Origin of the sequence: Caballeronia sordidicola (genome assembly GCF_000729995.1) — a bacterium.
Classification (GTDB): Bacteria; Pseudomonadota; Gammaproteobacteria; order Burkholderiales; family Burkholderiaceae; genus Caballeronia; species Caballeronia sordidicola_A.
Genome location: NZ_JNFG01000035.1, coordinates 15,444 through 41,925 on the forward strand (window position 1 = coordinate 15,444; position 26,482 = coordinate 41,925).

The window sequence follows — 26,482 nt, forward strand, 5'->3', positions numbered from 1 at the left end:
AGTCAGCGTACGAAATGCGGTTGCGGTTGGGGTTAGAAAACATCCGCATCTGCATCCGCATTCGCACGAAGTCTGTTTGAAGTGAGGAAGTCATGTTTTATCGAATTCCCGTGCTGCGCACGCTGCTTTTGCCGATCGGTCTCGGCCTGGGCTTCATGCTGGCGCTTGCAGGCTGCCACGTTGTCAGCGACACCGAACTGGCCGCGATCCGCAGCCAGGGCCAGCATCATGGACCGGATGCCGCGCAGGTCTTCAACGGCCAACTGGTTCCGTACGCCGACAAGAACGCCAAGCCGGCTGCGCTAGTGGTCGGTGCGTTGACGCAGAACTTCGATAGCGCCTGCAAGCAATACGGCTTTCGCCAGAGCGACGCGTTTCCCTGCAACTTCTGGATCCGCGTTCAGGGCAAGGTGACGCGTGTAGACGATTCGTCGCGAGTGGGAAAGGCTTATGTGGAACTCACGCAAGCGTCCGGCGGCGATCCGGTGGATATCGTCTTGCAGATGGGACCGGTGATCGTTGGTACGGGAGTGCGCGACGGTTTCCCCGGCATCAAGTACAGCGACTTCGACGACCAGACCAAGTTCGCCGCGTTCGGCCAGGAAATTAACAAACTGGTGGTGACGCATATGCAGCATTCCCTCAAGCTCAAAGTAGGCGACCCGGTCGACGTGGCCGCCGTCTACAGTACCTGGAGCGAACCGGCAGGCGAAATTCGCGCGATACCGGTGGCCTGGAAATGAACCTTAATCCCGAGCATGTGATCGAGACGAAGGGCCTTTCAAAGACCTATCCCGGCACGGCCGCGCTGGTCGATGTGAACTACAAGGTCCAGCGCGGCAAGGTCAACGTGCTGATCGGCGAGAACGGTGCGGGCAAGTCCACGCTGATGAAATTGCTGGCCGGTGCGGAAGTGGCGAGCGCCGGCGAGATCTGGATTGACGAGAAGCGAGTGCATATCACCGACGTGCGCAGCGCCGAGCGCCATGGCGTTGGCATCATCTTCCAGGAACTGAACCTGTTCCCCGAGATGACGGTGGCGGAGAACATCTACGCGGGCAATGAGCTGACAAGTGCCGGCGTGATCCGCAACAAGGCCGAGAATCATCAGGCGAAGATCCTGCTGGAGCGCTTGCAGATTCCTATCGATCCACGCACGCGGCTCGGCAATCTGTATGTCGGTCAGCAGCAACTGGTCGAGATCGCCAAGGCGTTGTCCAAGCACATCAAGGTGCTGATCATGGACGAGCCTACCTCTGCGCTCTCCAAGACCGAAGTCGAAATCCTCTTCAAGATCATTCGCCAGTTGAAAGAGCAGGGTGTCACGGTGATCTATATCTCGCACCGGCTGGAAGAGATCATGGCGATCGGCGACTGCATCACGGTGCTGCGCAATGGCCGTCTCGTGGCCGAAGACGAGATCGCCAACGTGGACATTCCGTGGATCATCGAGGCGATGGTGGGGTCGTCGAAGAAGCGCTTTGCGTTCGCACAGCACGCGCTTGGCGAAGAAGTACTGAAGGTGACGAACCTGGCGCTCAAGCGCTCGAACGGCATCTATGCACTCGATCATGTGTCGTTCAGCGTTTGCGCGGGCGAGGTTGTCGGCATCTATGGCTTGATGGGTGCGGGCCGTACTGAGTTGCTCGAAGCGCTGCTTGGCGCGCAGCCGCTTGCCATCGGACAGATTGAACTGGCGGGCAAGCGGATCGAGCGGCACAACATTCCGCAGCGCATCGACGCGGGTATTGCGCTCGTTCCCGAGGATCGGCAGAAGCAGGGCATGGTGCAACTCATGACCATTTTGGAAAACATGACACTGTCCAGTTTGTCCAAATTTGTCCGGCGTTTCTCGTTCGGCGCGCTGGGCCGCGCGAAGCAGGTCGATGCCGCCAACGACGTGATCAAGCGTCTTGCCATCAAGGCAAGTTCCGTCGATGCCCCCATCACATCGCTGTCGGGCGGCAACATGCAGAAGGTTGTCATCGGCAAAGCATTGCTGACATCACCCAAGGTCTTGCTGATGGACGAGCCCACACGCGGTATCGACGTCGGCGCGAAAGAGGACGTATACAAGACGATCAGCTTGCTCGCCCAATCGGGCATCGCCGTGGTCTATGCAACGTCCGAACTCGATGAAGCGATGGCCGTCTCCAACCGCGTATTCGTGATGGCGAGCGGCAAGCTCACCGCCATCATGGGACGCGCCGAATTCGATAGCGAACGGATCGTGCGCGCGTCGACGCCCGCCACGGCCGTCGTCTGAAGCGACTGAGGTTCAATCCATGACAACGCCTAACAGCGCAAATACATCTGTGCAATCACCGCCCGCCAAGCCTGACCGCGCGGCTGCCTACTGGGCTTCGCGCGTGACCGTCAGTATCCTGAAGCTGCGGATTTTCATCGCGCTGTTTGCAATCGTGATCGTGTTTTCGCTTGCCACCGACAACTTCCTGTCGACTGGCAACATGCTGATCATGGCAAAGCACGTGACGGTCGTCGCCATTCTCTCGATCGGCATGACCCTGGTGATCCTGACCGGGGGGATCGACTTGTCCGTCGGTTCGATCGTCGGGATCAGCGGTATGGCTGCGGGTTATCTGTTGCTCGAAGGCGTGAAGATCGGCCATCACATCGTGTTCTTCAATCCGTTCGGCGTGGTGGTGATTGCTTGCGTGCTCGGCGCATTGATCGGCGCGATCAACGGTTACCTGATCACCATGCTTAACGTTGCGCCGTTTATCGCTACCCTCGGTATGTTGTATGTGATTCGCGGCGCTGCGCTGCTGGTCAACAACGGCAGTACGTACGCCGATCTCGAAGGCAATGCGGCCCTGGGCAATACGGGGTTCGAGTTCATCGGCAACGGGACTATTCTCGGGCTGTCGATGCCGGTGTGGATCCTGATCGTGCTGGCGGCTATCACCATCTTCGTGGCCCGCAAGACGCCGCTCGGACGACGCATCTATGCTATTGGCGGCAATGAGCAGGCGGCGCGTTTCTCGGGCATCCGCACGAATCGCGTGAAACTCTTCGTCTATATGTTCTCGGGGTTTTGCGCCGCGATTGTGGGCCTTGTGATTACTGCACAGTTGCAAACGGCGCATCCGTTGACCGGACAGACCTTCGAGCTGAACGCAATCGCCGCGGTGGTGCTTGGCGGCACGGCGTTGGCGGGCGGCCGGGGCACTGTCTTCGGTTCAGTGGTCGGCGCGTGCGTGATCAGCATTCTCGGCGACGGCATGGTGATGTGCGGCATCAGCGACTTCTGGCAGATGGTCATCAAGGGTCTCGTGATCATCTTCGCCGTGGTTATCGACCAGTTGCAGCAGCGGTTGCAGTCGCGCATGGTTTCACTGACGGCATAAGCGCGGCTGAGTAGTTAACGTGGTCAACGCGTTCAGCGCGTTCATCGGGAAAGGGTATGCAATACGTATTGGCGATCGACCAGGGCACGAGCGGCACGAAGGCACTTCTCTTCGACGCGCAAGGCAAGGTGCATTCGCGCGGTTTCACGGCCGTGCCCTGCACGCATCCGCGCGCGGGTTTTGTCGAGCAGGATGCAGAGGCTTTGTACCGCTCGGTGTTGAGTGCGGTCGCGCAATGCGTCGACCGGTTCGAAGGCGACAAGGCGGACATCGGGGGCGTTGCCATTTCGAGCCAGCGCGAAACCGTCGTGCTGTGGAGCGAAGACGGGCACGCCATTGTTCCCGCCGTCTCGTGGCAGTGCCAACGCTCGCTTGCGATCTGTGAGCGGTTGCGCGAGCAGGGCATGGCCGAGGGAATCGCCGGGAAAACGGGCCTGCTGATCGACCCGTATTTTTCAGGCACCAAGCTTATCTGGCTGAACGAGAACGACGAGCGGGTCAGCTCGCGCATTGCGTCTGGGTCGGCGTTGTTCGGTACCGTCGATAGCTGGTTGCTGTATCGACTGACCAACGGCGCGTCGTATTTGACCGACTATACAAATGCATCGCGTACGATGCTGATGAACCTGCATACGCTCGAATGGGATCGTGAGTTGATCGCCGGGTTCGGTCTTGACGGATTGAGGTTGCCGGAACTACGGCCGTCGGCGGCGGACTTTGGAGCGACCGACTTTGAGGGCTTGTTGACGAGGCCCGTGCCGGTCGTGGCCATGATCGGTGACTCGCATGCGGCCGCCGTGGGCGAAGGCTGCCTGCGGCCCGGGCTCGCGAAAGCGACCATGGGAACCGGCTCGTCGTTGATGATGAACGTTGGCTCCAAACCGCAAGCGCCTGCGCACGGACTGGTCTCCACCTTATGTTTCGCGACCTCCGGGCGGGTGGACTACGCGATGGAAGGCATCATCATCAGTGCCGGTTCAACGCCTGCATGGCTTAAGGAAAAGCTCGGTCTCTTCAGCGACTTCGCCGCAGCGGAGCAGGCCTTCACCGACTATGACAACGGTGGCGTGTTCCTGATTCCCGCGTTCTCAGGCATCGGCTGCCCGCATTGGAAATACCCGGGCGGCGCGCAGATCGTCGGGCTCAATTTCTCGACGTCGTGGCAGCATGTTGCGCGTGCGGCCTACGAATCGATTATCTACCAGATCAAGGATGTCATCACCGTCATGGAGCAGGCGGCGCAGGTGCAACTGGTCGAACTGTTCCTGGACGGCGGGCTCGTGCAGCGGCCTTTCCTCCTGCAGTACCTCGCCGATACCCTCAACCGCCCCGTCAGCACCCTCGCGATGAGCGAGATTTCAGCGGCCGGCGCAGCGGCGCTGGGGTCGCTGCAACTGGGACTGATCGATACCCTCGACGCCGGCCAGACCGAGCGTCCGGTGCTTCGGCGCGTTGAGCCCGGCGCCGGGGTGGAGCAGGCGGCACTTAATCATTCGCAATGGCTGCGCTGGATCGAGCGGCTTTGATAAACCCTATTCGGAAGGAGCAGACGTGAGCCAGAACTTGAAGCGCTTCGAAAACAAAGTGGTGGTGGTGACGGGCGGCAGCCGCGGTATTGGCTTGGGAATTGCGGAGCGTTTCGCGCAGGAAGGCGCGAAGGTGTGTGTATCGGCGAATGAAAAAAGCGTCTTTGATGCCGCTGCTCAATTGCGTGAATCGGGCCATGACGCGATCGCTGTGGAGACCGACGTCACGGATAAAACCCAGGTCAAGGCGCTCTACGAAGAAGTGGCGGCGAAGCTGGGCGAAGTCGATGTCTCGATCCAGAACGCTGGCGTGATCACCATCGCAAAGTTGGAGGACCTGAGCGAAGCGGATTGGGACAAGGTTCTCGCCGTGAATACCAAAGGCGTATTCCTGTGCTGCCAGGAAGCGGCCGGGCGCATGCTGCGTGCGGGTAAAGCGGGCCGTCTGATCAATACGGCTTCTGGTCAGGCACGCCAGGGTTTTGTCTACACGCCGCATTACGCTGCGAGCAAGTTTGGCGTGCTTGGCATTACGCAAAGCCTCGCCAAGGAACTGGCGCCTACCGGCATCACCGTCAATGCGTTTTGTCCGGGCATCATTACGACCGACATGTGGTCTTACAACGACGAAGTGTGGGGCAAGTTGCTGGGTGACTACAAGCCAGGTGAACTGATGGCGGAGTGGGTGAAGAACATTCCAATGGGACGCGCGGGAACAGGAGCGGACGTGGCAGGACTGGTCACGTTCCTGGCGTCAGACGATGCGTCTTACATCACGGGACAAACCGTGAACGTGGACGGCGGGATGTTCATGTCCTGAGTATGCTTTGCCTTAAAGAGCGCCGCGTGGGCTGAATCGCCCACGCGGCGCTCTTTGCATTTGCGAGGCGCTACCGAATGTTTGCTAGCGCTGCAACCTTGCGGATCGTATCGGCGCAAGCGGTCGCTGCTTCAACACCCTTCACGACAAAATGCTCGCGGAAGAACTTCGTGTGTTCTTCGCCCGAGTGGAAGTGATGTGGTGTCAACACAGCGGACAAGACCGGCGTGCCGGTTTCCAGTTGCACTTGCATCAAGCCGGTGATGACAGCCTGCGCGACGAACTCGTGCCGGTAGATGCCACCGTCCACCACGAGACCTGCCGCAACAATAGCCGCGTAGCCGCCACGTTGAGCGAGCAACTTCGCGTGCAGCGGGATTTCAAAGGCGCCGGCGACTTCGTAGAGATCGATGTCGTCGCGGCTGAATCCCTGTGCCTGGATGGCATCGAGGAAGGACGCTTTGCATTGGTCGACAATGTCGCGATGCCAGCACGCTTGAATGAATGCGATACGGGCACGCGGCTTCGCTGCCGAGCTAACGGCGGGTTTACTTTCGAGAGTAGTGGAGAGCGTCATAAATTTAAGCCTGTTTGTGTGAACAGGGCGAAGGACGGCACGGCCCCCACACGCAAATACTTTCGCGCACGAGGACACACGCTGTCCCGTTCTCTTTCATCCGGACTATGACCGTCGGCCCCGGGATCAAACCGGGTCTGCTGACCTTTGTGTTTCGCCATGCTTTCAATGAAAATTCAAGGCAAAACACAAAGCGCTCGCGGGCTACGCGCAGAAGCTGTACGCGATTACCGCCGGTGGGGAGTTTCACCCCGCCCCGAGAACTCGTTCTTAGTGAACGGAACGTAAATTATCACGATTTTTAAAAATACGCCGGGATTCAGCTACGGCGATGGGGTTTCTTCTGAATCATCTCGCCCACGACAGACACGCCTCAAGCCTTCCCGCGCCAGGGCACCAACCGTCGCTCCAGCGCGCGCATGCCGAGATCGAAGGTCCACGCAATCAAGCCGATCAATACGATCCCCATCACCACCACATCGGTTCTGAGAAAGCTCGATGCGTTCAGCACCATCTGCCCGAGTCCCGCCGTTGCCGCCACCATCTCGGCCGCGACAAGCGTTGTCCAGCCAAACCCGATCGCGATCCGCAAGCCCGTCAGGATCTCCGGCAACGCGGCCGGTAGCACGACAAAACGCACGACCTGTAAAAAGCTCCCGCCAAGTGAATACGCCGCGTTCACCTGCTCGGCGGTAGCGCTCCGGGCGCCGGCTCGTGCAGCCATCGCAATCGGTGCGAAGCAGGCGAGATAGATCACGATCAGCTTCGCGGTTTCATCGATACCAAACCAGATCACGACCAGCGGTAAATACGCAAGCGGCGGCAGCGGCCGGTAAAACTCAAGCGGCGGATCGAGCAGGCCCCGCGCAACACGGCTGACCCCCATCAGGATGCCGACAGGCACGGCTGTCACGCTCGCCAGCGCAAACGCGCCGAACACGCGAATGGCGCTCCACAGCAAATGCTCTGACAATGGCAGACCGCCTTGAATACGGCCATTCCACGCGTCAATGAATGCACTCCACACCGCTTGCGGCGAAGGCAGGAAAAGCGGCGCCACCCAATGAAAAGACGTTGCCGCCCACCAGAGCGCGGCAATCGCCGCGACTGATACAACGCTCAGGGCAGCGGTCGGACCTTCGCCGGGAAGGCCACGCCGTGGTTTGCGCCGGCGCTTTACCTGCGCGACATTTGCAGCGCTCGGCAGCGAGTCGATCGAACTCATGAGCTCACCTCCTGCAGCGTAGCGTGGGACCCGCCATGCAGTCGCCGAACCAGCCGCTCGCGCCATTCGATGAACGCGGGCGATGACTTCACCGCACGTGCATCGCGTGATTCGAGAAACTGCCGCGCGAACGGCAACGTGTGGCTTTCGGCAATCCGGCCGGGACCCGGTGTCATCAGGACCAGCCGCGTCGCGAGGAACAACGCTTCTTCCACACTATGCGTGATGAAGAAAATGGTCTTGCGGGTGCGGCCCCATACATCGAGCACGAGTTCCTGCATGGTCTCGCGAGTAAGCGCGTCGAGCGCGCCCATCGGTTCATCCATCAGCAGCACCTGCGGATCGCTGGCCAGCGCGCGAGCGATTCCCACGCGTTGCTGCATGCCGCCCGAGAGTGCATAGACCCGCGCATCAGCATGCTTTTCCAGGCCGACCAGGGCCAGCGTTTCACGCGCTATCTCACGACGTCGCGCGCGTCCCACGCCCTGAAAACGAAGTCCGAGCGCGACGTTGTCGATCACATCGAGCCACGGCATCAGCGCATATTTCTGAAACACGACACCGCGTTCGGCACCGGGCCCAACGATCGGTTCACCGTTCAGTCGCGCCTCGCCGGCAGTCGGATCGATGAAGCCTGCGAGGCAGTTCAGCAGCGTTGTCTTGCCGCATCCGGAGGCGCCAAGCGCAACCACGAACTCGCCACTGTCGATCTGCAGGTCGACGCCCTCCAGAGCGGCCGTTGCCGCGCCCTCATAGGTCACGCCGAGGCCGCGAATGTCCAGCGTGCTCATCGCGATGCTTGCTGTACGAAGCGTGAGTCGACGCCAACCGAATAGTCCGGCAGCACGTTCTGGATCGTGCCCTGAGTCTTCAGGAAGGCCGCAGTGGCTGCCAACGATTTCGCGGCGCCCGACTGAGCGCCACCGCCAAGCCAGGCCGGCGAAGCCTGTTCAGTGAGTGTCGGGAAGGCGTAAAGCGCGAGACTTGCAGGCACGTCGCCAGCGGTCGCCCCCGATTCTTTCGCCACGCCTTCGACTTCCTTCGACCCGGCTGTCCAGGCGGATTTGTTGTCGCGGTACTGCGCGTCGGTGGCGGCGAGCACCTTCACCAGGCCCGTCACGAATGCGTCGTTATCCTGGGCAAATTTTCGGCTGACGGCGAAACCGTCGAAGGTCGCCTTGCCGGTTTCCTTCGCCACTTCACCCGATGTAATCAGCACCTTGCCGTTCTTCTTGACCTTCGCGAGCACCGGGTCCCAGATATAGGTCGCGTCGATATCACCGCGTTCCCACGCCGCGGCAACTTCGGGCGGCCGCAGGTTGAGTATCTTCACAGTCGACGGATCGACGCCGGCATTTTGCAACGCAACAAGTGCATGGAAGTGCGAGGTGGAGACGAACGGCAGACCGATCTTCTTGCCTTTGAGATCGGTTATCTTGGTTACGCCGGAGCCGTCTCGCGCAACGAGTGCTTCGGCGTCGTTGATGTTGTCGAGGATCCAGAACAGCGAGATGTCCACGCCCTGCGAGAGACCGGCCGCGATCGGGCTGGAACCGGCTTCACCCAATTGGATCGACCCGGATGCGAGGGCACGGATCACGTCGGCGCCGCTGCCGAGCTTGCGGTACGTCACCTTGTAGCCTGTCGCTTTTTCCACCGCGCCGCTCACTTGAGCGTAACGCCACGGTACGACCATGTCCTGGTAACCGATCACGACTTCGCGCGACTGCGCGTGAGCGGCGCTAGCGGCCACAGCGAAGAGTGCAACGCCGGCGCACGCGCGCAGGGAGGAGAGAAAGCGTTTCATCGGAAGCCCCGGTTCAAGTGTGCATCGTGAGAGGCTTTCGACTATAAGCAATCCGCGTTCAAGCGGTTAGAAGCATTCGTGCGTTGCAAATGACGTTGTTCAAGCGTTGCATTTCACGTTGCGTTGGAAGCATCCAACTAGAATTTTATGCCGTCCTCAAGCGCTTTTCGAACGCGCGCGTGAGCCACGAAATGGGATAGCAATAGGCGAAGAAGATCACGAGCGTTGCGACGTAGGTCAGCACCGTAAAGCTGCTGCGTGCGACCGTGCTGCTGGCGATCTGGGCGGTGTCGAGCAGGTCATGGATGCCGACCAGCGACGACAGAGCGGTGCCCATGGTGATGATCGCGTAGACGTTCATCCAGGGTGGAAGCATGCGGCGCACGCATTGCGGCACGACTATCTTCAGAAGGATCTGCCAGCGCGAGAACGCGAGCGAAGCGGCCGCTTCCCACTGCGCGGACGGGATGGACGCCACCGCCCCGCGAAATACTTCCGCTATGTTTGCGCTGGCCGGCAGAGCGAGCCCAAGCATGACTTTGAGCCAGTCGGGAAATGGCACGATGGTGCCGAACGCATGGATCTCGAAGGGAAATACATACGTGGTGAAGTAGATCAGCACGAGCCACGGCGCGTTGCGAAACGCGACAATCCACACTTTGGCCAGCCGCCCCGCGAACGATTTCGACATCGCAAGCGCACCCGCGAGCAGCCCGATCACCGTGCCGATGAAAATTGCGCCGATGCTGATAAGCACGTTCATCGCAAAGCCGTGCGCCAGCGCCGGAGCCCATTCCACGAGCCGTGCGAGCGTCTCGCCGCGCGAGCCGGCGTCGGGCGCGAGCGACCACAACGCGGCGCCCACCGCGAGCACCCCAAGCACGCCATAGATGCCGGGCGGCAAGCGCGTGACAGTGAGCTTGCCCGCACCGGAAGCCGAATCAGTAGCCATAACCGGGAATCCTGTAACGACGTTCAAGCCAGCGGGCGCCGAGCGTGACCAGCCAGGTCAGCACGCCGAAGAACGCGAGAATCAGCAGCATCAACGCGAGCACGTTGTCGCGCTGGGTCCAGATCATGATGGACTGGTAGGTCACGTCGCCCACTGCAATGGCGGATGCCACCGCCGACGCTTTCACCAGTTCCACCATGTTGTTGACGAGCGCAGGCAAGGCCGCGCGCAGCGCGAGCGGCAGCTCGATGCGCCAGAAACGCGTGGCGCGGCTAAAGCCGAGCGAGGCCGCTCCTTCGAGCGTTTGAGAAGGCAGTGCGTCAAAGCCAGCACGCAGCGCTTCGGCGTGAAATGCGGCCTTATGCAGCGACAGTACAAGCACGACCCAGAAGAACGGCTTGAACGGGTTATCGATACCGCGTGCATGCAGCCACTGCGTAATTAGCATGTTCAGCACGAGGAACGCGCAGTAGAGCTGCACGAGCGTCGGCGTATTACGGGTGACTTCGATGAACCCGCGCGCCAGCCCGGCGACAAGCCGGTTGCGCCCGCGTAGCGCGAGCAGCAACAAGAGTCCTGCGACGGCGCTGGCCGTCATCGTCGAAACAATGATCTCGATGCTCACGCCGAGACCCTGCACGAAGGGCACGCGCTCATAGTCGTCGAGCAGGAAGCGATAGTCGAGCCCGAGACGCGCTGTCGCCGTGACAAAGCCGTGCAGCAGCGTGTCCATGCTAGTTCTCCGCGGGCAATTGCCGATGCCACTCGGCCAGCGCGGGCGAAGGCGGGTTGAGACCGTTCTTCGCTTCGGTTGCAATAAACCAGCCGTCGCGATGCAGGTCGCGCACGAATGTATCCAGTTTTGCGGCGGTATCGTGTTCGCCCTGACGCACCCAGATTACCGACGGCGCGGGTTCTATCTCGGGTTGCAGCACGCGGTAGTCGTGCCATTCAGGATCACTCTGCAGCAACGGATAAAGCAGCGGTGCAGCGTCGTGGACGGCTGCAACGCAACTGCCGCCGCGCAACGCCAGCAGCGACTGCGACGCGCCCGGGAAGGCGCGCGGGATCGCGCCGTAGCGCTCCACTATCGGACGGATGTAACTGCTGCCCTGCGATATGCAGACCGGCTTGCCGCGCAGGTCTTCCCAGCGCGTAATACCGCTTGTTTTAAGCGTGATTGCCGTTCCGCCGACCCGATAGTAGGGCGTGGCCACATGGTCCAGGATCTCACCGCGCTGGGCGTTGTACTCCATGTTTGCGATCAGGATATCGACCTTGCCCTGCTGAAGGAATTGAACCCGTGTGGAGGGCAACACGGACACCAGTTGCACCTTCGCGCCTAACCGTTTTCCGAGTTCGTTAGCGAGGTCTACGTTAAAACCACGCGGCTGTTGCGTCGCGGGATCGAGCGAACCGAAAGGACTGCCCCCGATCAACACGCCCACCGCGAGTTCATGGCGGGAGTTGATTTTGTCGAGCGTTGCATCTGCGTGTGCGGCGAGAGATGCGGTCATGGCCGATGCCAGCACGACAGGCGTAAGCAGGCGTCGGAGGTTCGTCAGGGTCATGGCGGTGAATAGCGGCAGGAGAGCCTGACAGAATAGGTAAGCGCCAGCGCGTCGCCAAGGAAGCGAATCTGCTAAGCAAATTACAAGCGCGGTGGATTGAGGGTTTGAAAAGAATGCCGAACGAGTTAAATCTTTAGCAAGGAGGCTGCTATCGATTCGACGAATGCTTGGTTATCGAAAAGGGGCGCGGTTCTTAAAATCTTCGTTCCAGCATGTTTTCCTGCGCTTGAGAAGGAACCCCGCGATGACTCAGTTGATCCTTTCGAAACGTGAGGTTAGCGCTCCCCCAATAACACCCGTGGAGGTCGCATGAGTCTGCTAGCGCTCGCGCTCGATCCGCTTCAGGACGAATTGCCACTCTCCCATGCTGCGGTACGGCCAGACGTTGCCGGAAGCGCCGATCCCGTGCTGGTTTCATTGCACGATGTCCACCTCTCATACGGCTCGGTGCCAGTGCTCAAGGGTATCGACCTGCGTGTGCGGCGAGGCGAGGCCGTTTCCATCATCGGGCCGTCCGGGTCCGGTAAGTCGACGCTCCTGCGTGTCATCAACGGCCTCATTGCGCCGCAGCAGGGTGAAGTGCACGTCGACGGAATCGATGTCCGCGCTCAGCGCACCGACGCGCAGAAAATAGCATTGCGCAAGCGCATTGGCTTTGTGTTCCAGCAATACAACCTATTCCCCCACCTTAACGTGCTGGCCAACCTGACCATCGCACCCATGAGCGTGCTTGGACGCAGCCGTGCCGAAGCCGAGCACGACGCACACGCTTTGCTGGCGAAGGTGCGACTGGCTGACAAGGCCAATGCATACCCGGGTGAGCTGTCCGGCGGGCAACAGCAGCGTGTCGCTATTGCACGGACACTTGCGATGCGCCCCGACCTGATCCTCTTCGACGAAGTGACATCCGCGCTCGATCCGGAAACGGTAGGCGAGGTGCTCACGGTGATTGGCGAACTCGTCGACGACGGCCAGACATGCGTGCTGGTCACGCATGAAATGCGTTTCGCCGAAGATGTCAGCGACGAAGTGTTTTTCACAGAAGGCGGCGTGATTCTCGAGCACGGTGCACCGTCGCAGATTTTCGGCTCGCCGGAGAACGAACGCACGCGCCTGTTCCTGCAACGGGCACGCGGCGATGACCGGCGCGCGCTGCGCAAACGCTCGCGAAGCGGTGCCGCTCTCGCTTTGGCAACTCCCTGACTACTACGAACCCATTCCTAAATGACCGCAACCTCGACACCCGATCAGATTGGCGAACGCCAGGCCGCTGTTTCCGCATTGCTCGACCACGTACGTCATATTGTGGCGAACCAGGGCGTGACCCGGGCCGCGCTCGATGCCATCAGCGAACGCTTGCAGGCGCTTGCAGCAGACCACGCGGGCTTGTTCACTGCACAGGATTTTCCACCGCCGCAAACAGGCAGCGGTGATACGTCGACGCGATATCGGCTGAATCCAGGCGAAGACGGTTTCGCGCTTTATCTGAACTCGTTGCTGCCCGGCAAGACCACGATTCCGCATAACCACGATACATGGGCGGTCATCGCTGCGCTCGAAGGCGAAGAGCTGAATCGTGTCTATAGGCGCACCGACGACGGTACCGATCCCGAACGCGCGACGCTCGATATCGAGCGGGAAGTCGTGGTGCGTCCAGGTACGCCGATCGCGTTCCTGCCAGAAGACATTCATAGCATCCACGTAACGGGCGCCGCACCCACGCTGCATTTTCATCTGTATGGCCGGCCGCTCGAAACGCTGTCTGGCCGTCTCGGCTATGAACTGGATACCGGGCGTGTGGTGCGCTACAACACGACCCACATGCACCGTGGCACGCAGGCGGTTGGCTGATGAGTCCACCCCTGCTGCGTAAAGCTACGCGGCTGCTGCGCGCCGGTGCACCTGCGTTCATCGACGGCGCCGCGCCAGTCAATGTGCCGGTCGAACGCACAAGCACAGTGCGTTTCGAGAACACGTCGAGCCACGCGGCGCGGCATAAACGGCGCGCGACGGGCGAGGCGGTCAGCACGTACGGACGGCATGGCACGCAAACGCACCGGGCGCTGGAAGCGGCCATCGGCGAACTGGAAGGGGCGCGTGACGTGCTGCTTGCCCCTTCAGGGTTATCGGCAATCTCACTGGTGTTCATCGGCTTGCTGTCGCCGGGCGATCACGTGCTGGTTCACGACGGCGTCTACGGGCCCGTGCGCGAACGGATCGAACCACTACTTACGCGGCTGGGCGTCACATTCAGCTATTTCAGCGCAGCGGACGGTTTGCCGCATAAGCTGCTTCAAGCCAACACGCGATTGATTTACGCAGAGTCGCCGAGTTCGTTTCTATACGAGATCATCGATCTGCCGGCGCTTGCGGACTTCGCTCACGAGCAAGGGGTCTTGCTCGCCGCTGACAACACGTGGGGCGCGGGCTTGCTCTATCAGCCGCTGGCGCTAGGCGCGGATGTCTCCATCCAGGCCGTCACCAAATATCTGGGCGGACACTCGGACCTGATGCAGGGCGCCGTATCGACCGCTGATGCAGCTATCGGGCTACGCTTACGAGACGCTCACGACGCACTAGGCCTGAGCGTCAGCGCCGACGATGCTTACCTCGCGTTGCGCGGCATCCGTACGCTGCCCGTACGCCTCGCGCAACACGCGCGCGGCGCGTTTGCCGTCGCGTCGTATCTGCAGCGCGTAAAGCAGGTCATACGTGTCTTCCATCCCGCATTGGCCACCGATCCCGGACACGCATTGTGGTCACGCGATTTCCACGGCTCGAACGGACTGGTCTCGTTCGCCTTGCACGATGCCGATACCAGCCAGGCCGCTGCTTTCATCGACGCGTTGCAGCTATTCGGCATCGGCGCATCGTGGGGTGGTTATGAAAGCCTTGCGCTGATCGCACCGCCGCGGCGCTTGCGCTCCCATAGTTACTGGCAGGGACAGGAAGCCGTGGTTCGACTGCACATCGGGCTGGAAGACGCGGACGATCTCATTCTCGACCTCGCACAAGCCTTTCGCAGCGTGCTGTCTTAAACGCTGTCCATCCCTCATTCCTGCTTTTCACCCATGACCTCAATCCGAAACGATGTAGCTTTCGTCGATGCCTCCACCGCCCGCGCATGGCTCAACGACGAAGCTGAAATTGCCTTGCTCGATGTCCGTGAAGCCGGGCAATTCGGTGAAGGGCATCCGTTCTTCGCGATCCCGTTGCCCTATAGCCGCCTGGAAATAGATGCACCGCGACTGGTGCCGAGACCCGACACGCGGATTGTCCTGCTCGACGATGGTGAGCACGAAAGTGTTGCGGTCACCGCTGCACGCCGCCTGAAAGCGCTCGGCTACACGAATGTCTCCGTCCTGCGCGACGGCGCCCGCGGCTGGCAAGCGGCGGGTTATACGCTGTTTAAAGGGGTTAACCTGCCATCGAAGACCTTTGGGGAACTCGTTGAACATGCGCATGGAACGCCGCATGTGTCGCCTGAAGCGTTGGCGGCTCTGATCGAAGGAGGAGGCGCTTATGCGTTGTTCGACGGACGTACGCTCGATGAACATCGAAAGATGACGATTCCCGGCGCGATTCCGGTGCCGAACGGCGAGTTGGCGTATCGGATCGGAACGCTTGTAGCCGACCCTGTCACGCCGATCGTGATTCACTGTGCCGGGCGTACGCGCAGCATTATCGGTGCGCAGACGTTGCGCAACCTTGGCGTGCCGAATCCGGTGATCGCGCTGGAGAATGGCACGCAGGGCTGGGCGCTCGCGGGGCTCAAGCTCGAACATGGCAGCGAGCGCCGCTACCCCGAGGCTTTGAACGAAGCGGCGGTTGCTGACGCGCAGACGCGTGCGGCCAAGCTTGCTGCGCGCTTCCACGTTGCAACGCTCGACGCTTTGGCCGCGCAAGAATGGCTTGCTGATCCGCATCGGACGACCTTCCTGATCGATGTCCGTACGGCGGAAGAGTTCGCGCACGACGGTCTGCCGGATGCCGTCCACGCTCCGGGAGGGCAACTGGTGCAAGCGACCGACCAGACTATTGGCGTTCGGCGCGCCCGCGTGTTGCTGGTCGATTACGACCGCGTGCGCGCGCCTGTGATTGCTACATGGCTCGTGCAGTTAGGCTTTGAGGCTGCGTTGATCGATGCAGCCGAAGCAACTGCGCTTCGCCCAGTCAGGCAGATTGCATCGGCGCGATCGTCCTTGCCGTTACTCGACACAGCCGCATTGCGCGAAGCCGCGACGGGTCAAGTGTTGCTGCTCGATCTGCGATCGAGTGCAGTCTACCGCCGGGAACATGCTGCCGGTGCGCACTGGTCGATTCGCCCGCAACTCGCAAGGACGCTGGCGGCGCTCAAGGCGACGCCGGGTGACACGCTGCTGTTATTCGCAGATGAACCGGCGGTAGCCGGCATCGCGGCAACCGACCTGCGCGAGTTGGGTTTTACTTCGCTTTATCTCGCAGCGAATGGAATCGATACCTGGAAAAAGGAGGGCTTGCCACTGGCATCGACGCCCGATGTTCCCGCCGATACGGCGCGTATCGACTATCTGTTCTTTGTCCACGATCGCCACGATGGCAATCTCGACGCAGCGCGCCAATATCTCGACTGGGAGACCGGTCTGATCGCGCAGTGCGCGCCTGATGAACTGGCTGTTTTTCGTATCGATGTACCCGCCACGGAAAGTCCCAGCCAATGAGATTTCGCTTCGCGAGCTTCTTAAGCTTTACCTTGACCGCGCTTGCGCTCTCGCAAACCGTTCACGCCGATGCCACGCTCGACCGGATCAAATCCCGCGGCACGCTCACGGTCGGGGTCGTGCTCGACGGCACCTACGGATCACTCGATCCGCAGACTCGCAAGCCCGTCGGCTATAACGTCGAGCTCGCGCAAGACCTCGCTAAACGCCTCGGCGTGAAATTCGAAGCGGTCGAAGTCACCCCGCCGAACCGCGTGCAATTCCTTCAGCAGGGCAAGGTCGATGCGCTGATCGCGAGCATGCAGTACACGAAGGAGCGCGATGAAATACTGAGTTATGTGCCCACGCCGTTCGAGGAGATTGGTGGCTCGGCGATGGTTCACAAGGGGGCGGGCATTCATGACTGGAACGATCTGCGTGGGAAGCCTGTCTGTGTCTCGCAAGGGAGCAACTACACGCGTCCGCTGATTGAACAATATGGTGCACAGGTCAAGGGTTTCAAAGGAATGCCCGAAGCGCTGCTGGCGCTGCGCGGCGGGACGTGCGTGGCGTCGGTCCACGTGACGCCCGGCATTCAGGCGAGGCTCGCCAATACCTCGGGCGAGTGGCAGGACTATGAGTCACCGATGCCTGATCAACTGATTCCGTCGCCGTCGGTGATTTGGGTGCGCAAGGGCGAGACCGACACGGTCGCGGCGCTCGACAAGATCGTGAAGGAGTGGCACCGGAGCGGTTTTCTCATCGATGAAGGCAACAAGTGGCACATGCCTCCCTCAAAACAGTTGCTCGCCTGGCATCAGGAGTATTCGTCGAAATAAGGCGGCGGCGGTCGTACTTCCAGAGCTCGCGGTCAACGCTGCTCATCCGGCTGTTCTGTAAAAAGCGTCTAAGTAAAGTTGAATTGCTTGGTTGCCAGCGCGCGCGTCTCTTTTCAATATCTCGATCATCCCTCCATTTCCTGATTGAACCCGCGCAATGACAACCATCTCCAACCCCGATGCCAACGCACTCGACGCGCTGCGCCTGCTAGGTCCCGACCCGGATAACTGGGTGCCGGAACGCGAGGGTATCGACCATAACGTCGTGATCGTTGGCGGCGGACAGACCGGCGCCGCGTTCGCATTCGCGCTGCGACGCGCGGGTATTGGCAAGGTGTCGGTGATTGATGCGGCAGCCGACGAAGCAGGCGCGGGTGTCTGGCTCAACCGGGCGCGCATGAACAAACTGCGTACACCGAAGACGCTGACAGGGCCTGAACTCGGCATCGCGGGTTTGAGCTTCCAGGCGTGGTTCGAAGGGCGTTGGGGCGCGGCGGCCTATGCGGACATCGACCGGATTCCTCGCGCCCGATGGGCGGAATATCTCGGGTGGTATCGACACTTCCTGAAGGTTCCGATTCGCTATGCCACGCGTCTCGCGCGAATCGAACCGGTGGACTCGCACTTCAGGTTGCGTCTGCTGAATGCAGCGGGTGACGAGCATGTCGAGACGGCGCGCAAGGTCATCTTGTGCAACGGCGTTGCGGGTAACGGCGCGGCGCAGATACCGGCCGTGCTGTCCGAGAGCCTGCCGCGCTCGCTCTACGCGCATACCGCCGAGACTATCGATTTCAATGCGCTCAAGGGGAAAGCGGTCGCGGTGATCGGCGGTGCAGCATCCGCCTTCGACGCCGCCGCTACCGCACTGGAAGCGGGCGCCGCGCAGGTGCATCTCTTTGTGCGCCGCGCCGCGATTCCTGCCGTGCCTATTACCCGTACTCGCGCCTATCCGGGTGCCTACGACAACTATCCCGCGTTGCCTGACTCCGTGCGCTGGCGTCAGGCGTTGCGCTTCCGGCAGGCGGGCTCGACACCACCGCTTGATGCCGTGGAACGCGTGACGAAGCATCCGAACTTCCATCTGCATCTTGGCGCGGCCTGGAGTCAGGCTAGCGCGGAGGGTGGGCATATTGCAGTCCGCGTAGGCAACGAGCACTTCCGGTTCGACTTTGCAATCGCGGGCACGGGCTATCTTGTCGACCCGGCTGTGCGCCCCGAGCTTTCAGCGGTATCGAAGGAGATCCTGTTGTGGCGCGACCGATATGTTCCTGAGGATCGCGAGCGCGATGACTATCTCGGCGCCCATCCGTATCTAGGAGCTGCGCTCGAGTATCTGGAGAAAATTCCTGGAACGGCGCCTCATCTGGCGAACCTTCACGTGTACAACCCCGCGGGCCTCGTCAGCTTCGGCGTACCGGTAGGCGACGTGCCAAGCATGAAGCGCGATATCCCGTCGGTCGTGAGCCGGATCAGCCGCGATCTGTTTCTCGCCGATCTCGATCGTCATGAGGCGCGCCTGAATGGCGAGGTGCCTGCCGATTTCAACGAGACGCTCTATGCGCATAGTGTGTGGCAAGGCGAGAAGGCTGACGTCGTCTGAACAATCATGCGATCGATAAAGCGCGCTGGCTCATAAACATATCGCAAACGAATAATTGTTAAGAGGCCGAAGCGTCGTTAGTCTTGGAGTCTGCAGCGAAGCAAAGCGCTTCGGAAAACCCCAGTGCATGCGCTTGGTGCACGGGGCTTCTTTCAACGTCACGAAGGCCTTCCCCATCATGTCCGGCACTCCTCATTTCGATCCAGCGTCCGGTCACCCCGGCGTCGGGTTCCAATCGACTGCGACGGTCATTCGGAAACAACCGGCCCGCGTAAGCGCAACGTATTCGAGCGAAGCGGCGGCGAGCCTGCTGCCGGCATGGCTGGCTGCGCTGGCATGGCTTGCCAGCACAGGCCTGACACGCTGGTGGCCAGACGCCGATGACTGGCCCTACACCGATCATCTGCTGGTCCTCAAGCTGCTGCTTGCAGCGACGGCGCTGCTGATAGGCGTGGCGGCGCGCAGAAGCATCCGGGCGCGCCAACCCGACGCATCTCCATCACGTGCCGAACGCTGGCTTGCGGCCATGCCGTGGTTTGTCGCGCTCGCGGTGGGCGTGACCGCATGGGAAATACTCACTGCGAAACTCGAATGGCTGCCTCGGCCGTTTTTTGCTCCTCCGCAAGCGCTGATCGCGGTTTATTTCGATGACTTTCCTCGCCTCGGTTCAAGCGTCGCGCATTCATTCGGATTGCTTGCTTACGGCTATGTGATCGGAGCAGTGGCGGGTTTTGTGACGGGCGTTGGCATCGGCTGGTCGCGGGCGGTCGGGTACTGGCTGCATCCGGTATTGCGCCTGATCGGCCCATTGCCTGCTACCGCCTGGTTACCGCTGGCGTTCTTTTTCTTTCCATCGAGCTTCAGCGCCAGCGTGTTCCTGATTGCACTCGCTACCGGCTTTCCCGTGGCGGTGCTCACGTGGTCGGGCGTGGCGGGTGTCAACAGCACCTTCTACGACATCGCACGCACGCTGGGCGCACGGCCCGGCTTCCTGATCCTGAAGGTTGCGATACCGGCCGCGTTGCCGTCCGTGTTCGTCGGACTTTTCATGGGACTGGGCGCGTCGTTTTCGGTGCTGATCGTGGCCGAGATGATGGGCGTCAAAGCGGGACTCGGCTGGTATTTGCAATGGGCACAGGGATGGGCGGCTTATTCGAACATGTACGCGGCGTTGCTGGTCATGGCGTTGATGTGTTCCGGGTTGATCACGCTGCTGTTCCGCTTTAGAGACCGGTTACTCGCGTGGCAGAAGGGGTTGTTGAAATGGTAAGCACGCAAGGCATTGCGCAAACGGGGCAACCGGCGCAAGCAGCGCAACCGGCATTCAAGGCCGCGTCGACCGGCGCACGTATCGACGTCAGTGACGTCAGTCACCGGTTCTCGCTGCACGGCGCAGCGCTGCCGGTTCTCGACGACGTCAGCTTCTCGGTCGCCCCGGGTGAGTTCGTCGCGTTGCTCGGCCCGAGCGGCTGTGGCAAATCGACGTTGCTCAGACTGGTTGCCGGACTCGATGCCCCCGCGGTTGGTACGGTGTCGTCGAACGGGGTCGCCATACGCGGACCGGACCCTTCGCGGGTCGTCGTCTTCCAGGATCCGACCTTGTATCCGTGGCGGACGGTTCGGGCCAATGTTGGTCTTGGACCTGAGGCGCAGCGAAGGCGCCGACGGTTTCCGTGGAGCCGGGTCCGCTCGGACGAGCCTCTTGCCGACGGCGAGCGTTCGGCGGAACAGCGTATAGACGCCGCGTTGCAACTGGTCGGCCTCACCGACTTCGAGGCGGCGTACCCGCACCAGTTATCCGGAGGCATGGCGCAGCGTGTTGCGCTCGCGCGGGCGCTTGTCAACGATCCCGAGTTGCTCGTACTCGATGAGCCGTTCGGCAAGCTGGATTCGCTCACACGACTGCGCATGCAAGGCGAACTGGTGAAGTTATGGCTGGACGCGCGCTTCTCCGTGCTGCTTGTGACACACGATGTGGAAGAGGCGTTGTTCCTCGCGAACCGGGTGATCGTGTTCAGCGAACGTCCGGCCCGCGTGACTGCGGAAGTGCGTAATGACGCGCCCTATCCGCGTCATCGCGACGATCCGAAGCTCGTTGAACTCAGGCGCGAAGTGCTTGCATTGCTCGGCCTGGTCGCTTGAGTCGCCAAACCGAACAGATAGATAAAACACCAATAACGAATGACTCGTGGAGAATGTTTGATGAATCGTCCTGATGCCGATGGTGGCGAAAGAGTCGCCTTGCCGGAGAACCTGTCGCGCCGCGAGTGGTTGCGAAAGACTGCGTGGACTGCCGGAGCGGCGGCGCTTGGCGGGGCGTCATTTGGCCTTGCCGGTCTACCTGCGCGCGCCGATGACAGCAAGTTAAAACAGTTGAAGTTATCGTGGAATGCCGGTGCGATTTGTACGGCGCCGGTACCGGTGGCGGTCAAGCAAGGCTTCTTTGCCAAGCGTGGCCTGGACGTTGAGCTGATCAACTTCGCCGGGTCGACGGATCAGTTGCTCGAAGCCATTGCAACCGGCAAGTCGGATGCCGGTGTCGGCATGGCGCTGCGCTGGATCAAGCCGCTGGAACAGGGCTTCGATGTCAAACTCACCGCCGGCATTCACGGCGGCTGCATGCGCTTGCTCGCGACCCGCAGTTCGGGAATTGTCGATCTGCCCGGCTTGCGCGGCAAGATAGTCGGCGTGAGCGACATGGCCAGCCCCACGAAAAACTTCTTCGCTATCACGCTGAAGAAACTCGGCATTGATCCGGACAGCGAGGTTCAGTGGCGTCAGTATCCCGCCAATCTCTTGGGCGAGGCATTGAAGAAGGGCGAGGTCCACGCGGTTGCGGACGGCGATCCGACCATCTGGATGCTGCGGGAATCGGATCATCTGGTTGAGGTCTCTAACAACCTGTGCGGCGAGTATCAGACGCGCGTGTGCTGTGTGCTCGGCGTGCGTGGGACGCTGGTGAGGAAGGACCGCGCTACGGCGCAGGCATTGACACAGGCCTTGCTCGACGCAACGGAATGGACGGCGAACCATCCCGCGGAAGCGGCGACTATCTTTGCGCAATACGCACCGCAGGCGGATGTTGCGCAACTGACGGCCATGCTCAAGAGTCACACGGATCATCATCATCCGATCGGCGACGCGTTCAAGAAGGAGATCGCGCTGTACGCGGACGATTTGAAGACAGTGGGGGTGTTGAATAGCGGCACGGATTCGAACCACTTCGCTAATCGGGTGTTCTCGGATGTGCTGGTTTAGGCGGTGGTTTTTCGCTCGCGCTGGTGGGCCGCGCAAGGTGTTGATTACGCGCCGCAGCGCTGAAGCGTGGGAACGGCGTTTCGAGAAGCAAGCCGCGGACGATGACAGCGCCAGCAACGCTGGCATAAGCGCCGCCACGCCGCTACCGACGAACAAAGGCCTGCGTGTGCGGGCCGATGTTTTAATCGCTTGGCGGGCCGCCCTTTGATTCGGGATCTTCCCCAAAGGTGATAGGAGCGTCAGCTTTTGGCTTGCGTGACTTTGATAAACGGTTGCAAGTCAGGATTAGATAAAGCAAGTAGATTGAGTGTTGCTCCACCAAACTGCCGGGCGAATTCGTCATCTAACGCATTGTTATAGTCGGCAACAGGCAGTTCCAGCGGAAACTGACGTTGCGTAACGGCGAGCACCTTTGCAACGTCAAGTGTGTAAGAAACAAGTGCCTGTTTTTCGTCTGACCACATGATTACCACGCACCGCTTTTCTGTATGGTTCGCCATCAATATCCCCTGCATTGTTGGTAATTCATAAACGCTTGCTGTGAGCACGTATCCATGAAGCGTTGGCCGCCCATCGCGCTCCTATAGGCAGTGCATTCGTCCATATCGCGCTCGTATTGTGCGAAACACTCAGTCTCTTGCGCCTCGCTCACGCCGCGCGCCGCCAAAGACATTACGTCATCGCCCGTCACGCTCTTGACGTACTCTAACGGCGCAGCGTCGCCTAGTGGGGTGGTCGCGCTGCCAACGTCCGTCACCTCGCCTAAATCGATTGCGCCTTCCGGCTCGTCCAACCGAAGGAAGCCCATGTTGACCAGCGTTACCAGCGCCCTAATGCCGCCCACGAGCGCGCCCGCTGGCCCGTCACTGAATAGCGGTGCGCTAACGGCGCTTTGTGCGTAAGGTGCCGCGCTTGCCGCCACACGCTCAAGCCCGCTATCGTATCCCAACGATTGCACCGCGCCGCCCGAACGCGCAAGCGCAGCCGCGCTGAATGCCTGCTTCGGGGTCATCGCTGGCGGTCGATATGCTGGCGCGGCCGGTGGTGCGGACCCGCCTGAATACGAGCCCGCGCGGCCCCCGATCGGACTTTCCACCACGAGGATATCGCCCCATCGTATGCCGACGCTCACATCAAACACGATTGACGAAGCGCTCTCCCTGCCATCACCCGTCTTCGCGCTCGAGGTCCTTAGAAACCGCTTTGCATGTTCGATAAACTCTTTGTTCTCTTCCAGGCGAAAACAATTCACCCCTTTGAACATCTCCTGTGCCGCCACTTTCGATTCGGCAAGAACTTGCGGGTCATGCCTGTAAAAACTCGCTGGTCGCAGTTTGTACCGCTTGCCGCGATAGCGAAAAATATCGTCCGTCATCTCAGTTATTTTATAGTTGCAACGCCCGTCACGCTAACGCACTTTTCCGCGCGTCCATCTCAATAAACAGACGGACGCGCGGGCGGTGACTCTTACGCAGTGCGCATCAAGGGGTTTTGCGTCAGGGGCTTTCCTAACAAGTGTGCTTGCCCGAGAGCACTGGTGGCGAATCGTGTTCATGTCATGTTTCACGAGAAGGAGGGGTTCAGCCATCCGTGGCTCTGGCGAGCACCGTGCTTTTGGGCCACCTATGAATAGAAACTGCACACTGTGGACCCTTAGGGTAGCGTGGTTTGAAAGCGTTTTCTTTGCTTCGTTTCTTTGTCGCTAAGGACCAGGAAATGACGCGCCGCCACGTGCAGTGGCCAATAGCGATAAAGAAGTTAGCCAACCTAAGCAAGCCATTAAACTTGAAAGCAGCAACCCGGCACTGACCCAAACCCGCTAACGTATAAACCTTGCAACCGGGCACCGACTCTGACCCCTAACCCCTACCCCGTCCACCGGTGTGCGCGAAAAACCACCGCCTAAACCCTCACCCCACGAACCAGCTTAGTCAGAAGCCGGACCAAAGGCTCGAACAACTCCGCCGATGTATTCCCATACCCGAGCACGAGCCCGTTGTCCTCGGGCATGGGCTGCAGCGCAAAACTGGATAGCGGCGTGGGGGCTAAGCCATGCCACCGGGCTGCATCGGCGATCTCGCGGTCCGGGTAGCACGCCGGCAACCGTACCGTCAGGTGCAAGCCGCAATATCCGCCTTCAATGACATGCGTCACCGGCATATGCCGGGTCAGCGCTTCTCTCAACGCATGCTGCCGGTCGCGATACAAACGCCGCATGCGGCCCAGATGCCGGCTGAACTGACCACTCTCAATGAACTCGGCAAGTGCGAGCTGTTCATAACGGTGTCCGCCTCGCAGCATGTCGTCCAGGGGCGCGCGCATCTGCTCTACCAGCGTCGCCGGCAAGACCAGGAACCCCAGGCGCAACGACGGAAACATCGTCTTGCTGAACGTGCCCACGTAGAGCACGGGCGCCTGCGTCACCAAACCCTGCATCGCGCCAATAGGCTCGCCCGCGTGGCGGAATTCGCTGTCGTAATCATCCTCGATGATCCACGCGCCATGCTGCTGAGCCTTAGCGATCAACTCTAAACGCCGCGCGACAGTCAGCACCGCACCCGCGGGATATTGATGCGACGGCGTGGTGTAGATCAGCCGCGGCGGCTGCGACTGCCAGTCGCTTTCATCGGCGATGAGACCATCGGCGTCAACGCGCATCGGCACCATGCGCAGGTCGCCCGCTCGCATCGCCGTCTTCGCACCGCGATAACCCGGGTCTTCGATCCACGCCGTATCGCCGGCATTGGTCAGCAAGCGGACACACACCGAAAGCGCTTCTTGCGCCCCCTCGGTGATCACGACTTGATCCGGCTCGCATCGCACGCCCCGGGCTATACCGAGATGCCGCGCAATCGACGCACGCAATGCCGGCTCACCCGGAGGATCGCCATAACCAAGAGCCGATGGTCCCGCCTTTCGAATGGCGCGGTCGATCGCACGGCGCCACGCAGCCAGCGGAAAATGGGACAAGGCCGGCACGCCCGGACGCAATGCAGCGTTCCCTTCGGCCGACGGCCCGGCGGCCTGAATCCGCGTCAGCCGCTGCGAGGTGGGCGGTGCCGCCGGTACCTGGCGCTTGCCTTGCGGTGACGCCGGACGCGACAACGCCGCTACCCGCGTGCCCTGCCGGTCAGGTTGCACGTACCCCTCTGCGGCCAGCAGGTCATACGCGGCGGTCACCGTGTTGCGGGAGATGGTTAGTGCCTCGGCCAGGGCGCGTGAGCCCGGCAGGCGGCTTCCTGGCGCGAGGTGGCCGCCGAGGATGGCTTCCTTGAATCGATGATGCAACTGGCGTTGCATGGGCGCCGCGCCGGGCCCTCTGGCGAGCGGCGCCTCGAGCAGGGTTTGCGGCACAGTCGACGAGGCAGCGGTTGTCATAAGCAGAGTGGGAAAGTGCAAGCGACCCGGCGGAGCCACGAGCGTGGAGCCATGAAAAATAGGGAATGTGGCACTTTCTAAGGTTCCATGATGCGCGTACGTTAGCACATGCTCAGCCTATGTTTGCGTAAGCTCCTGCTTGACCACCGACCCATGCCGCAAGGAACCGTTATGCCCAGCACCTTGAACCGGTATCAGCAACCCATCGGCGAGTCCGTGCCTCACTGGACTGCGCGTGTTCACCCGCCGCGCACGCCCATCGAAGGACAGTATTGCCGGCTGGAGCCGCTCGAGCCGCACCACGCGGCCGACCTGTACACTGCCTTTAGCCAGGCTCCGGATGGCCGTGACTGGACCTACATGCCGGTAGGCCCGTTCGACGATGCAGCGAGCTATCACGAGTACGTTGAACGGGCAGCGGTCAGTCCCGATCCCCAGCACTACGCAGTCATCGACCTGAAGAGGGGAACTGCAATCGGCACCCTGTCGCTGATGCGGATCGACCGGGCCAATGGGGTTATCGAAGTCGGCAACGTGGCGTTTTCGCCGCTGCTCAAACGCACACCGATCTCGACGGAAGCCCAGTACCTGTTGATGAAACATGCATTCGACGACCTTGGCTATCGCCGCTACGAATGGAAGTGCGACGCGTTGAACGCGCCCTCGCGGCAAGCGGCGGCGCGACTGGGTTTCCAGTTCGAAGGCATCTTCCGGCAAGCGGTGCTCTACAAGGGACGCACACGCGATACCGCGTGGTTCTCCATCATCGACAGCGAATGGTCCGCAGTACGTGCTGCATTCAAACAATGGCTCGCGCCGGAGAACTTCGATGCAGAAGGCGGGCAGCGCCAATCGCTGACCGACCTGCGCGCCGAGCTATCC

24 protein-coding genes, 1 pseudogene and 1 riboswitch are annotated in these 26,482 nt (G+C 60.9%); of the genes and pseudogenes, 15 read left to right on the forward strand and 10 right to left on the reverse strand.

Translation table 11 applies throughout. The annotated features are described in order from the left end of the window. The first annotated feature begins 92 nt into the window (after positions 1-92). From FH08_RS0127755 to FH08_RS0127775, 5 genes are read left to right on the forward strand one after another with little or no spacing between them, the layout of a single operon-like run. Positions 93-743 (forward strand): DUF2291 family protein, encoded by a 651-nt coding sequence (locus tag FH08_RS0127755; RefSeq protein WP_051888595.1) that lies wholly within the window; start codon positions 93-95, stop codon positions 741-743. Further along, the gene (locus tag FH08_RS0127760) at positions 740-2,266 is read left to right on the forward strand and encodes a sugar ABC transporter ATP-binding protein (protein WP_031361480.1); all 1,527 of its coding nucleotides are present in this window, start codon (positions 740-742) and stop codon (positions 2,264-2,266) included. The genes FH08_RS0127755 and FH08_RS0127760 overlap by 4 nt, the downstream gene beginning before the upstream one ends. Positions 2,267-2,285: 19 nt before the next feature. After that, on the forward strand, positions 2,286-3,368 hold the full coding sequence (locus tag FH08_RS0127765; RefSeq protein ID WP_031361481.1) for an ABC transporter permease: 1,083 nt from the start codon (positions 2,286-2,288) through the stop codon (positions 3,366-3,368). 56 nt (positions 3,369-3,424) lie between these two features. Further along, on the forward strand, positions 3,425-4,894 hold the full coding sequence (locus FH08_RS0127770; protein WP_031361482.1) for an FGGY family carbohydrate kinase: 1,470 nt from the start codon (positions 3,425-3,427) through the stop codon (positions 4,892-4,894). A 25-nt stretch (positions 4,895-4,919) separates the two neighbouring features. Next, positions 4,920-5,714, forward strand: a complete 795-nt coding sequence (locus FH08_RS0127775; RefSeq protein ID WP_200878797.1) for a glucose 1-dehydrogenase — start codon at positions 4,920-4,922, stop codon at positions 5,712-5,714. 70 nt (positions 5,715-5,784) lie between these two features. Here the strand turns inward: FH08_RS0127775 and FH08_RS0127780 are convergent, their stop codons facing one another. The 7 genes from FH08_RS0127780 to FH08_RS0127810 form a co-directional block, all read right to left on the reverse strand. Beyond that, positions 5,785-6,291, reverse strand: coding sequence for a 6,7-dimethyl-8-ribityllumazine synthase (locus FH08_RS0127780; RefSeq protein WP_031361484.1), 507 nt, complete (start codon positions 6,289-6,291; stop codon positions 5,785-5,787). Between the two features lie 84 nt (positions 6,292-6,375). Continuing rightward, positions 6,376-6,559: riboswitch (FMN riboswitch) on the reverse strand. A gap of 105 nt (positions 6,560-6,664) precedes the next feature. Beyond that, positions 6,665-7,516: an ABC transporter permease subunit gene (locus tag FH08_RS0127785; protein WP_031361485.1), complete on the reverse strand. Its 852-nt coding sequence runs from the start codon at positions 7,514-7,516 to the stop codon at positions 6,665-6,667. Then, positions 7,513-8,307 carry a taurine ABC transporter ATP-binding protein gene (locus FH08_RS0127790; protein ID WP_031361486.1) on the reverse strand — a complete coding sequence of 265 codons (795 nt, stop codon included), beginning with the start codon at positions 8,305-8,307 and terminating at the stop codon, positions 7,513-7,515. Before FH08_RS0127790 ends, FH08_RS0127785 begins: the two co-directional genes overlap by 4 nt. Then, the gene (gene tauA / locus FH08_RS0127795) at positions 8,304-9,323 is read right to left on the reverse strand and encodes a taurine ABC transporter substrate-binding protein (protein WP_031361487.1); all 1,020 of its coding nucleotides are present in this window, start codon (positions 9,321-9,323) and stop codon (positions 8,304-8,306) included. The genes FH08_RS0127790 and tauA overlap by 4 nt, the downstream gene beginning before the upstream one ends. A gap of 145 nt (positions 9,324-9,468) precedes the next feature. After that, a complete protein-coding gene (locus FH08_RS0127800) occupies positions 9,469-10,275 on the reverse strand; it encodes an amino acid ABC transporter permease (protein ID WP_031361488.1) in 807 nt (268 codons plus the stop codon). Further along, positions 10,265-11,008 (reverse strand): ABC transporter permease subunit, encoded by a 744-nt coding sequence (locus tag FH08_RS0127805; RefSeq protein ID WP_031361489.1) that lies wholly within the window; start codon positions 11,006-11,008, stop codon positions 10,265-10,267. The genes FH08_RS0127800 and FH08_RS0127805 overlap by 11 nt, the downstream gene beginning before the upstream one ends. Position 11,009: 1 nt before the next feature. Next, entirely contained in the window at positions 11,010-11,846 is an 837-nt protein-coding gene (locus FH08_RS0127810) for a transporter substrate-binding domain-containing protein (RefSeq protein ID WP_031361490.1), read from the reverse strand. Positions 11,847-12,155: 309 nt separating this feature from the next. On the opposite strand from FH08_RS0127810, the gene FH08_RS0127815 reads away from it, so the two are divergent. From FH08_RS0127815 to FH08_RS0127855, 9 genes are all read left to right on the forward strand, one after another. After that, a complete protein-coding gene (locus FH08_RS0127815) occupies positions 12,156-13,049 on the forward strand; it encodes an amino acid ABC transporter ATP-binding protein (protein WP_081889591.1) in 894 nt (297 codons plus the stop codon). Between the two features lie 21 nt (positions 13,050-13,070). Continuing rightward, positions 13,071-13,697 (forward strand): cysteine dioxygenase family protein, encoded by a 627-nt coding sequence (locus FH08_RS0127820; RefSeq protein WP_031361492.1) that lies wholly within the window; start codon positions 13,071-13,073, stop codon positions 13,695-13,697. After that, a complete protein-coding gene (gene metC, locus FH08_RS0127825) occupies positions 13,697-14,884 on the forward strand; it encodes a cystathionine beta-lyase (RefSeq protein ID WP_031361493.1) in 1,188 nt (395 codons plus the stop codon). Before FH08_RS0127820 ends, metC begins: the two co-directional genes overlap by 1 nt. A 33-nt stretch (positions 14,885-14,917) precedes the next feature. Then, positions 14,918-16,546: a rhodanese-like domain-containing protein gene (locus FH08_RS0127830; protein ID WP_200878798.1), complete on the forward strand. Its 1,629-nt coding sequence runs from the start codon at positions 14,918-14,920 to the stop codon at positions 16,544-16,546. Further along, on the forward strand, positions 16,543-17,364 hold the full coding sequence (locus FH08_RS0127835; protein ID WP_031361495.1) for a transporter substrate-binding domain-containing protein: 822 nt from the start codon (positions 16,543-16,545) through the stop codon (positions 17,362-17,364). Before FH08_RS0127830 ends, FH08_RS0127835 begins: the two co-directional genes overlap by 4 nt. 157 nt (positions 17,365-17,521) lie before the next feature. Next, positions 17,522-18,964, forward strand: a complete 1,443-nt coding sequence (locus tag FH08_RS0127840) for an NAD(P)-binding domain-containing protein (protein WP_031361496.1) — start codon at positions 17,522-17,524, stop codon at positions 18,962-18,964. 178 nt (positions 18,965-19,142) lie between these two features. Further along, positions 19,143-20,234, forward strand: coding sequence for an ABC transporter permease (locus FH08_RS0127845; RefSeq protein ID WP_081889595.1), 1,092 nt, complete (start codon positions 19,143-19,145; stop codon positions 20,232-20,234). Beyond that, a complete protein-coding gene (locus FH08_RS0127850) occupies positions 20,228-21,106 on the forward strand; it encodes an ABC transporter ATP-binding protein (RefSeq protein WP_031361498.1) in 879 nt (292 codons plus the stop codon). Before FH08_RS0127845 ends, FH08_RS0127850 begins: the two co-directional genes overlap by 7 nt. Before the next feature lie 60 nt (positions 21,107-21,166). Beyond that, the gene (locus FH08_RS0127855) at positions 21,167-22,222 is read left to right on the forward strand and encodes an ABC transporter substrate-binding protein (protein WP_031361499.1); all 1,056 of its coding nucleotides are present in this window, start codon (positions 21,167-21,169) and stop codon (positions 22,220-22,222) included. Between the two features lie 239 nt (positions 22,223-22,461). Here FH08_RS0127855 and FH08_RS0127865 read toward each other — a convergent pair whose 3' ends face one another. The 3 genes from FH08_RS0127865 to FH08_RS0127875 form a co-directional block, all read right to left on the reverse strand. Further along, entirely contained in the window at positions 22,462-22,722 is a 261-nt protein-coding gene (locus FH08_RS0127865) for a hypothetical protein (RefSeq protein ID WP_051888596.1), read from the reverse strand. Then, complete coding sequence (locus tag FH08_RS49650) at positions 22,722-23,597, reverse strand: hypothetical protein (RefSeq protein ID WP_031361502.1); 876 nt, start codon at positions 23,595-23,597, stop codon at positions 22,722-22,724. Before FH08_RS49650 ends, FH08_RS0127865 begins: the two co-directional genes overlap by 1 nt. A gap of 527 nt (positions 23,598-24,124) precedes the next feature. Beyond that, positions 24,125-25,600: a PLP-dependent aminotransferase family protein gene (locus FH08_RS0127875; RefSeq protein WP_031361503.1), complete on the reverse strand. Its 1,476-nt coding sequence runs from the start codon at positions 25,598-25,600 to the stop codon at positions 24,125-24,127. 171 nt (positions 25,601-25,771) lie between these two features. Between FH08_RS0127875 and FH08_RS0127880 the strand changes: the two are divergent. After that, positions 25,772-26,470 (forward strand): annotated as a pseudogene (locus FH08_RS0127880) (GNAT family N-acetyltransferase); the annotation flags it as partial. Positions 26,471-26,482: the final 12 nt, after the last annotated feature.

Excerpts from the sequence above, each read along its gene's own strand:
- FH08_RS0127835 (WP_031361495.1), top strand. The coding sequence starts at position 16,543 with ATGAGATTTCGCTTCGCGAGCTTCTTAAGCTTTACCTTGACCGCGCTT.
- FH08_RS0127865 (WP_051888596.1), bottom strand. The coding sequence starts at position 22,722 with ATGGCGAACCATACAGAAAAGCGGTGCGTGGTAATCATGTGGTCAGAC.
- FH08_RS0127800 (WP_031361488.1), bottom strand. The coding sequence starts at position 10,275 with ATGGCTACTGATTCGGCTTCCGGTGCGGGCAAGCTCACTGTCACGCGC.
- FH08_RS0127780 (WP_031361484.1), bottom strand. The coding sequence starts at position 6,291 with ATGACGCTCTCCACTACTCTCGAAAGTAAACCCGCCGTTAGCTCGGCA.
- FH08_RS0127845 (WP_081889595.1), top strand. The coding sequence starts at position 19,143 with ATGTCCGGCACTCCTCATTTCGATCCAGCGTCCGGTCACCCCGGCGTC.
- FH08_RS0127760 (WP_031361480.1), top strand. The coding sequence starts at position 740 with ATGAACCTTAATCCCGAGCATGTGATCGAGACGAAGGGCCTTTCAAAG.
- FH08_RS0127790 (WP_031361486.1), bottom strand. The coding sequence starts at position 8,307 with ATGAGCACGCTGGACATTCGCGGCCTCGGCGTGACCTATGAGGGCGCG.
- FH08_RS0127850 (WP_031361498.1), top strand. The coding sequence starts at position 20,228 with ATGGTAAGCACGCAAGGCATTGCGCAAACGGGGCAACCGGCGCAAGCA.
- FH08_RS49650 (WP_031361502.1), bottom strand. The coding sequence starts at position 23,597 with ATGACGGACGATATTTTTCGCTATCGCGGCAAGCGGTACAAACTGCGA.
- FH08_RS0127810 (WP_031361490.1), bottom strand. The coding sequence starts at position 11,846 with ATGACCCTGACGAACCTCCGACGCCTGCTTACGCCTGTCGTGCTGGCA.
- FH08_RS0127765 (WP_031361481.1), top strand. The coding sequence starts at position 2,286 with ATGACAACGCCTAACAGCGCAAATACATCTGTGCAATCACCGCCCGCC.
- FH08_RS0127805 (WP_031361489.1), bottom strand. The coding sequence starts at position 11,008 with ATGGACACGCTGCTGCACGGCTTTGTCACGGCGACAGCGCGTCTCGGG.
- FH08_RS0127820 (WP_031361492.1), top strand. The coding sequence starts at position 13,071 with ATGACCGCAACCTCGACACCCGATCAGATTGGCGAACGCCAGGCCGCT.
- FH08_RS0127875 (WP_031361503.1), bottom strand. The coding sequence starts at position 25,600 with ATGACAACCGCTGCCTCGTCGACTGTGCCGCAAACCCTGCTCGAGGCG.
- FH08_RS0127855 (WP_031361499.1), top strand. The coding sequence starts at position 21,167 with ATGAATCGTCCTGATGCCGATGGTGGCGAAAGAGTCGCCTTGCCGGAG.
- FH08_RS0127840 (WP_031361496.1), top strand. The coding sequence starts at position 17,522 with ATGACAACCATCTCCAACCCCGATGCCAACGCACTCGACGCGCTGCGC.
- FH08_RS0127785 (WP_031361485.1), bottom strand. The coding sequence starts at position 7,516 with ATGAGTTCGATCGACTCGCTGCCGAGCGCTGCAAATGTCGCGCAGGTA.
- metC (WP_031361493.1), top strand. The coding sequence starts at position 13,697 with ATGAGTCCACCCCTGCTGCGTAAAGCTACGCGGCTGCTGCGCGCCGGT.
- FH08_RS0127770 (WP_031361482.1), top strand. The coding sequence starts at position 3,425 with ATGCAATACGTATTGGCGATCGACCAGGGCACGAGCGGCACGAAGGCA.
- tauA (WP_031361487.1), bottom strand. The coding sequence starts at position 9,323 with ATGAAACGCTTTCTCTCCTCCCTGCGCGCGTGCGCCGGCGTTGCACTC.
- FH08_RS0127755 (WP_051888595.1), top strand. The coding sequence starts at position 93 with ATGTTTTATCGAATTCCCGTGCTGCGCACGCTGCTTTTGCCGATCGGT.
- FH08_RS0127830 (WP_200878798.1), top strand. The coding sequence starts at position 14,918 with ATGACCTCAATCCGAAACGATGTAGCTTTCGTCGATGCCTCCACCGCC.
- FH08_RS0127815 (WP_081889591.1), top strand. The coding sequence starts at position 12,156 with ATGAGTCTGCTAGCGCTCGCGCTCGATCCGCTTCAGGACGAATTGCCA.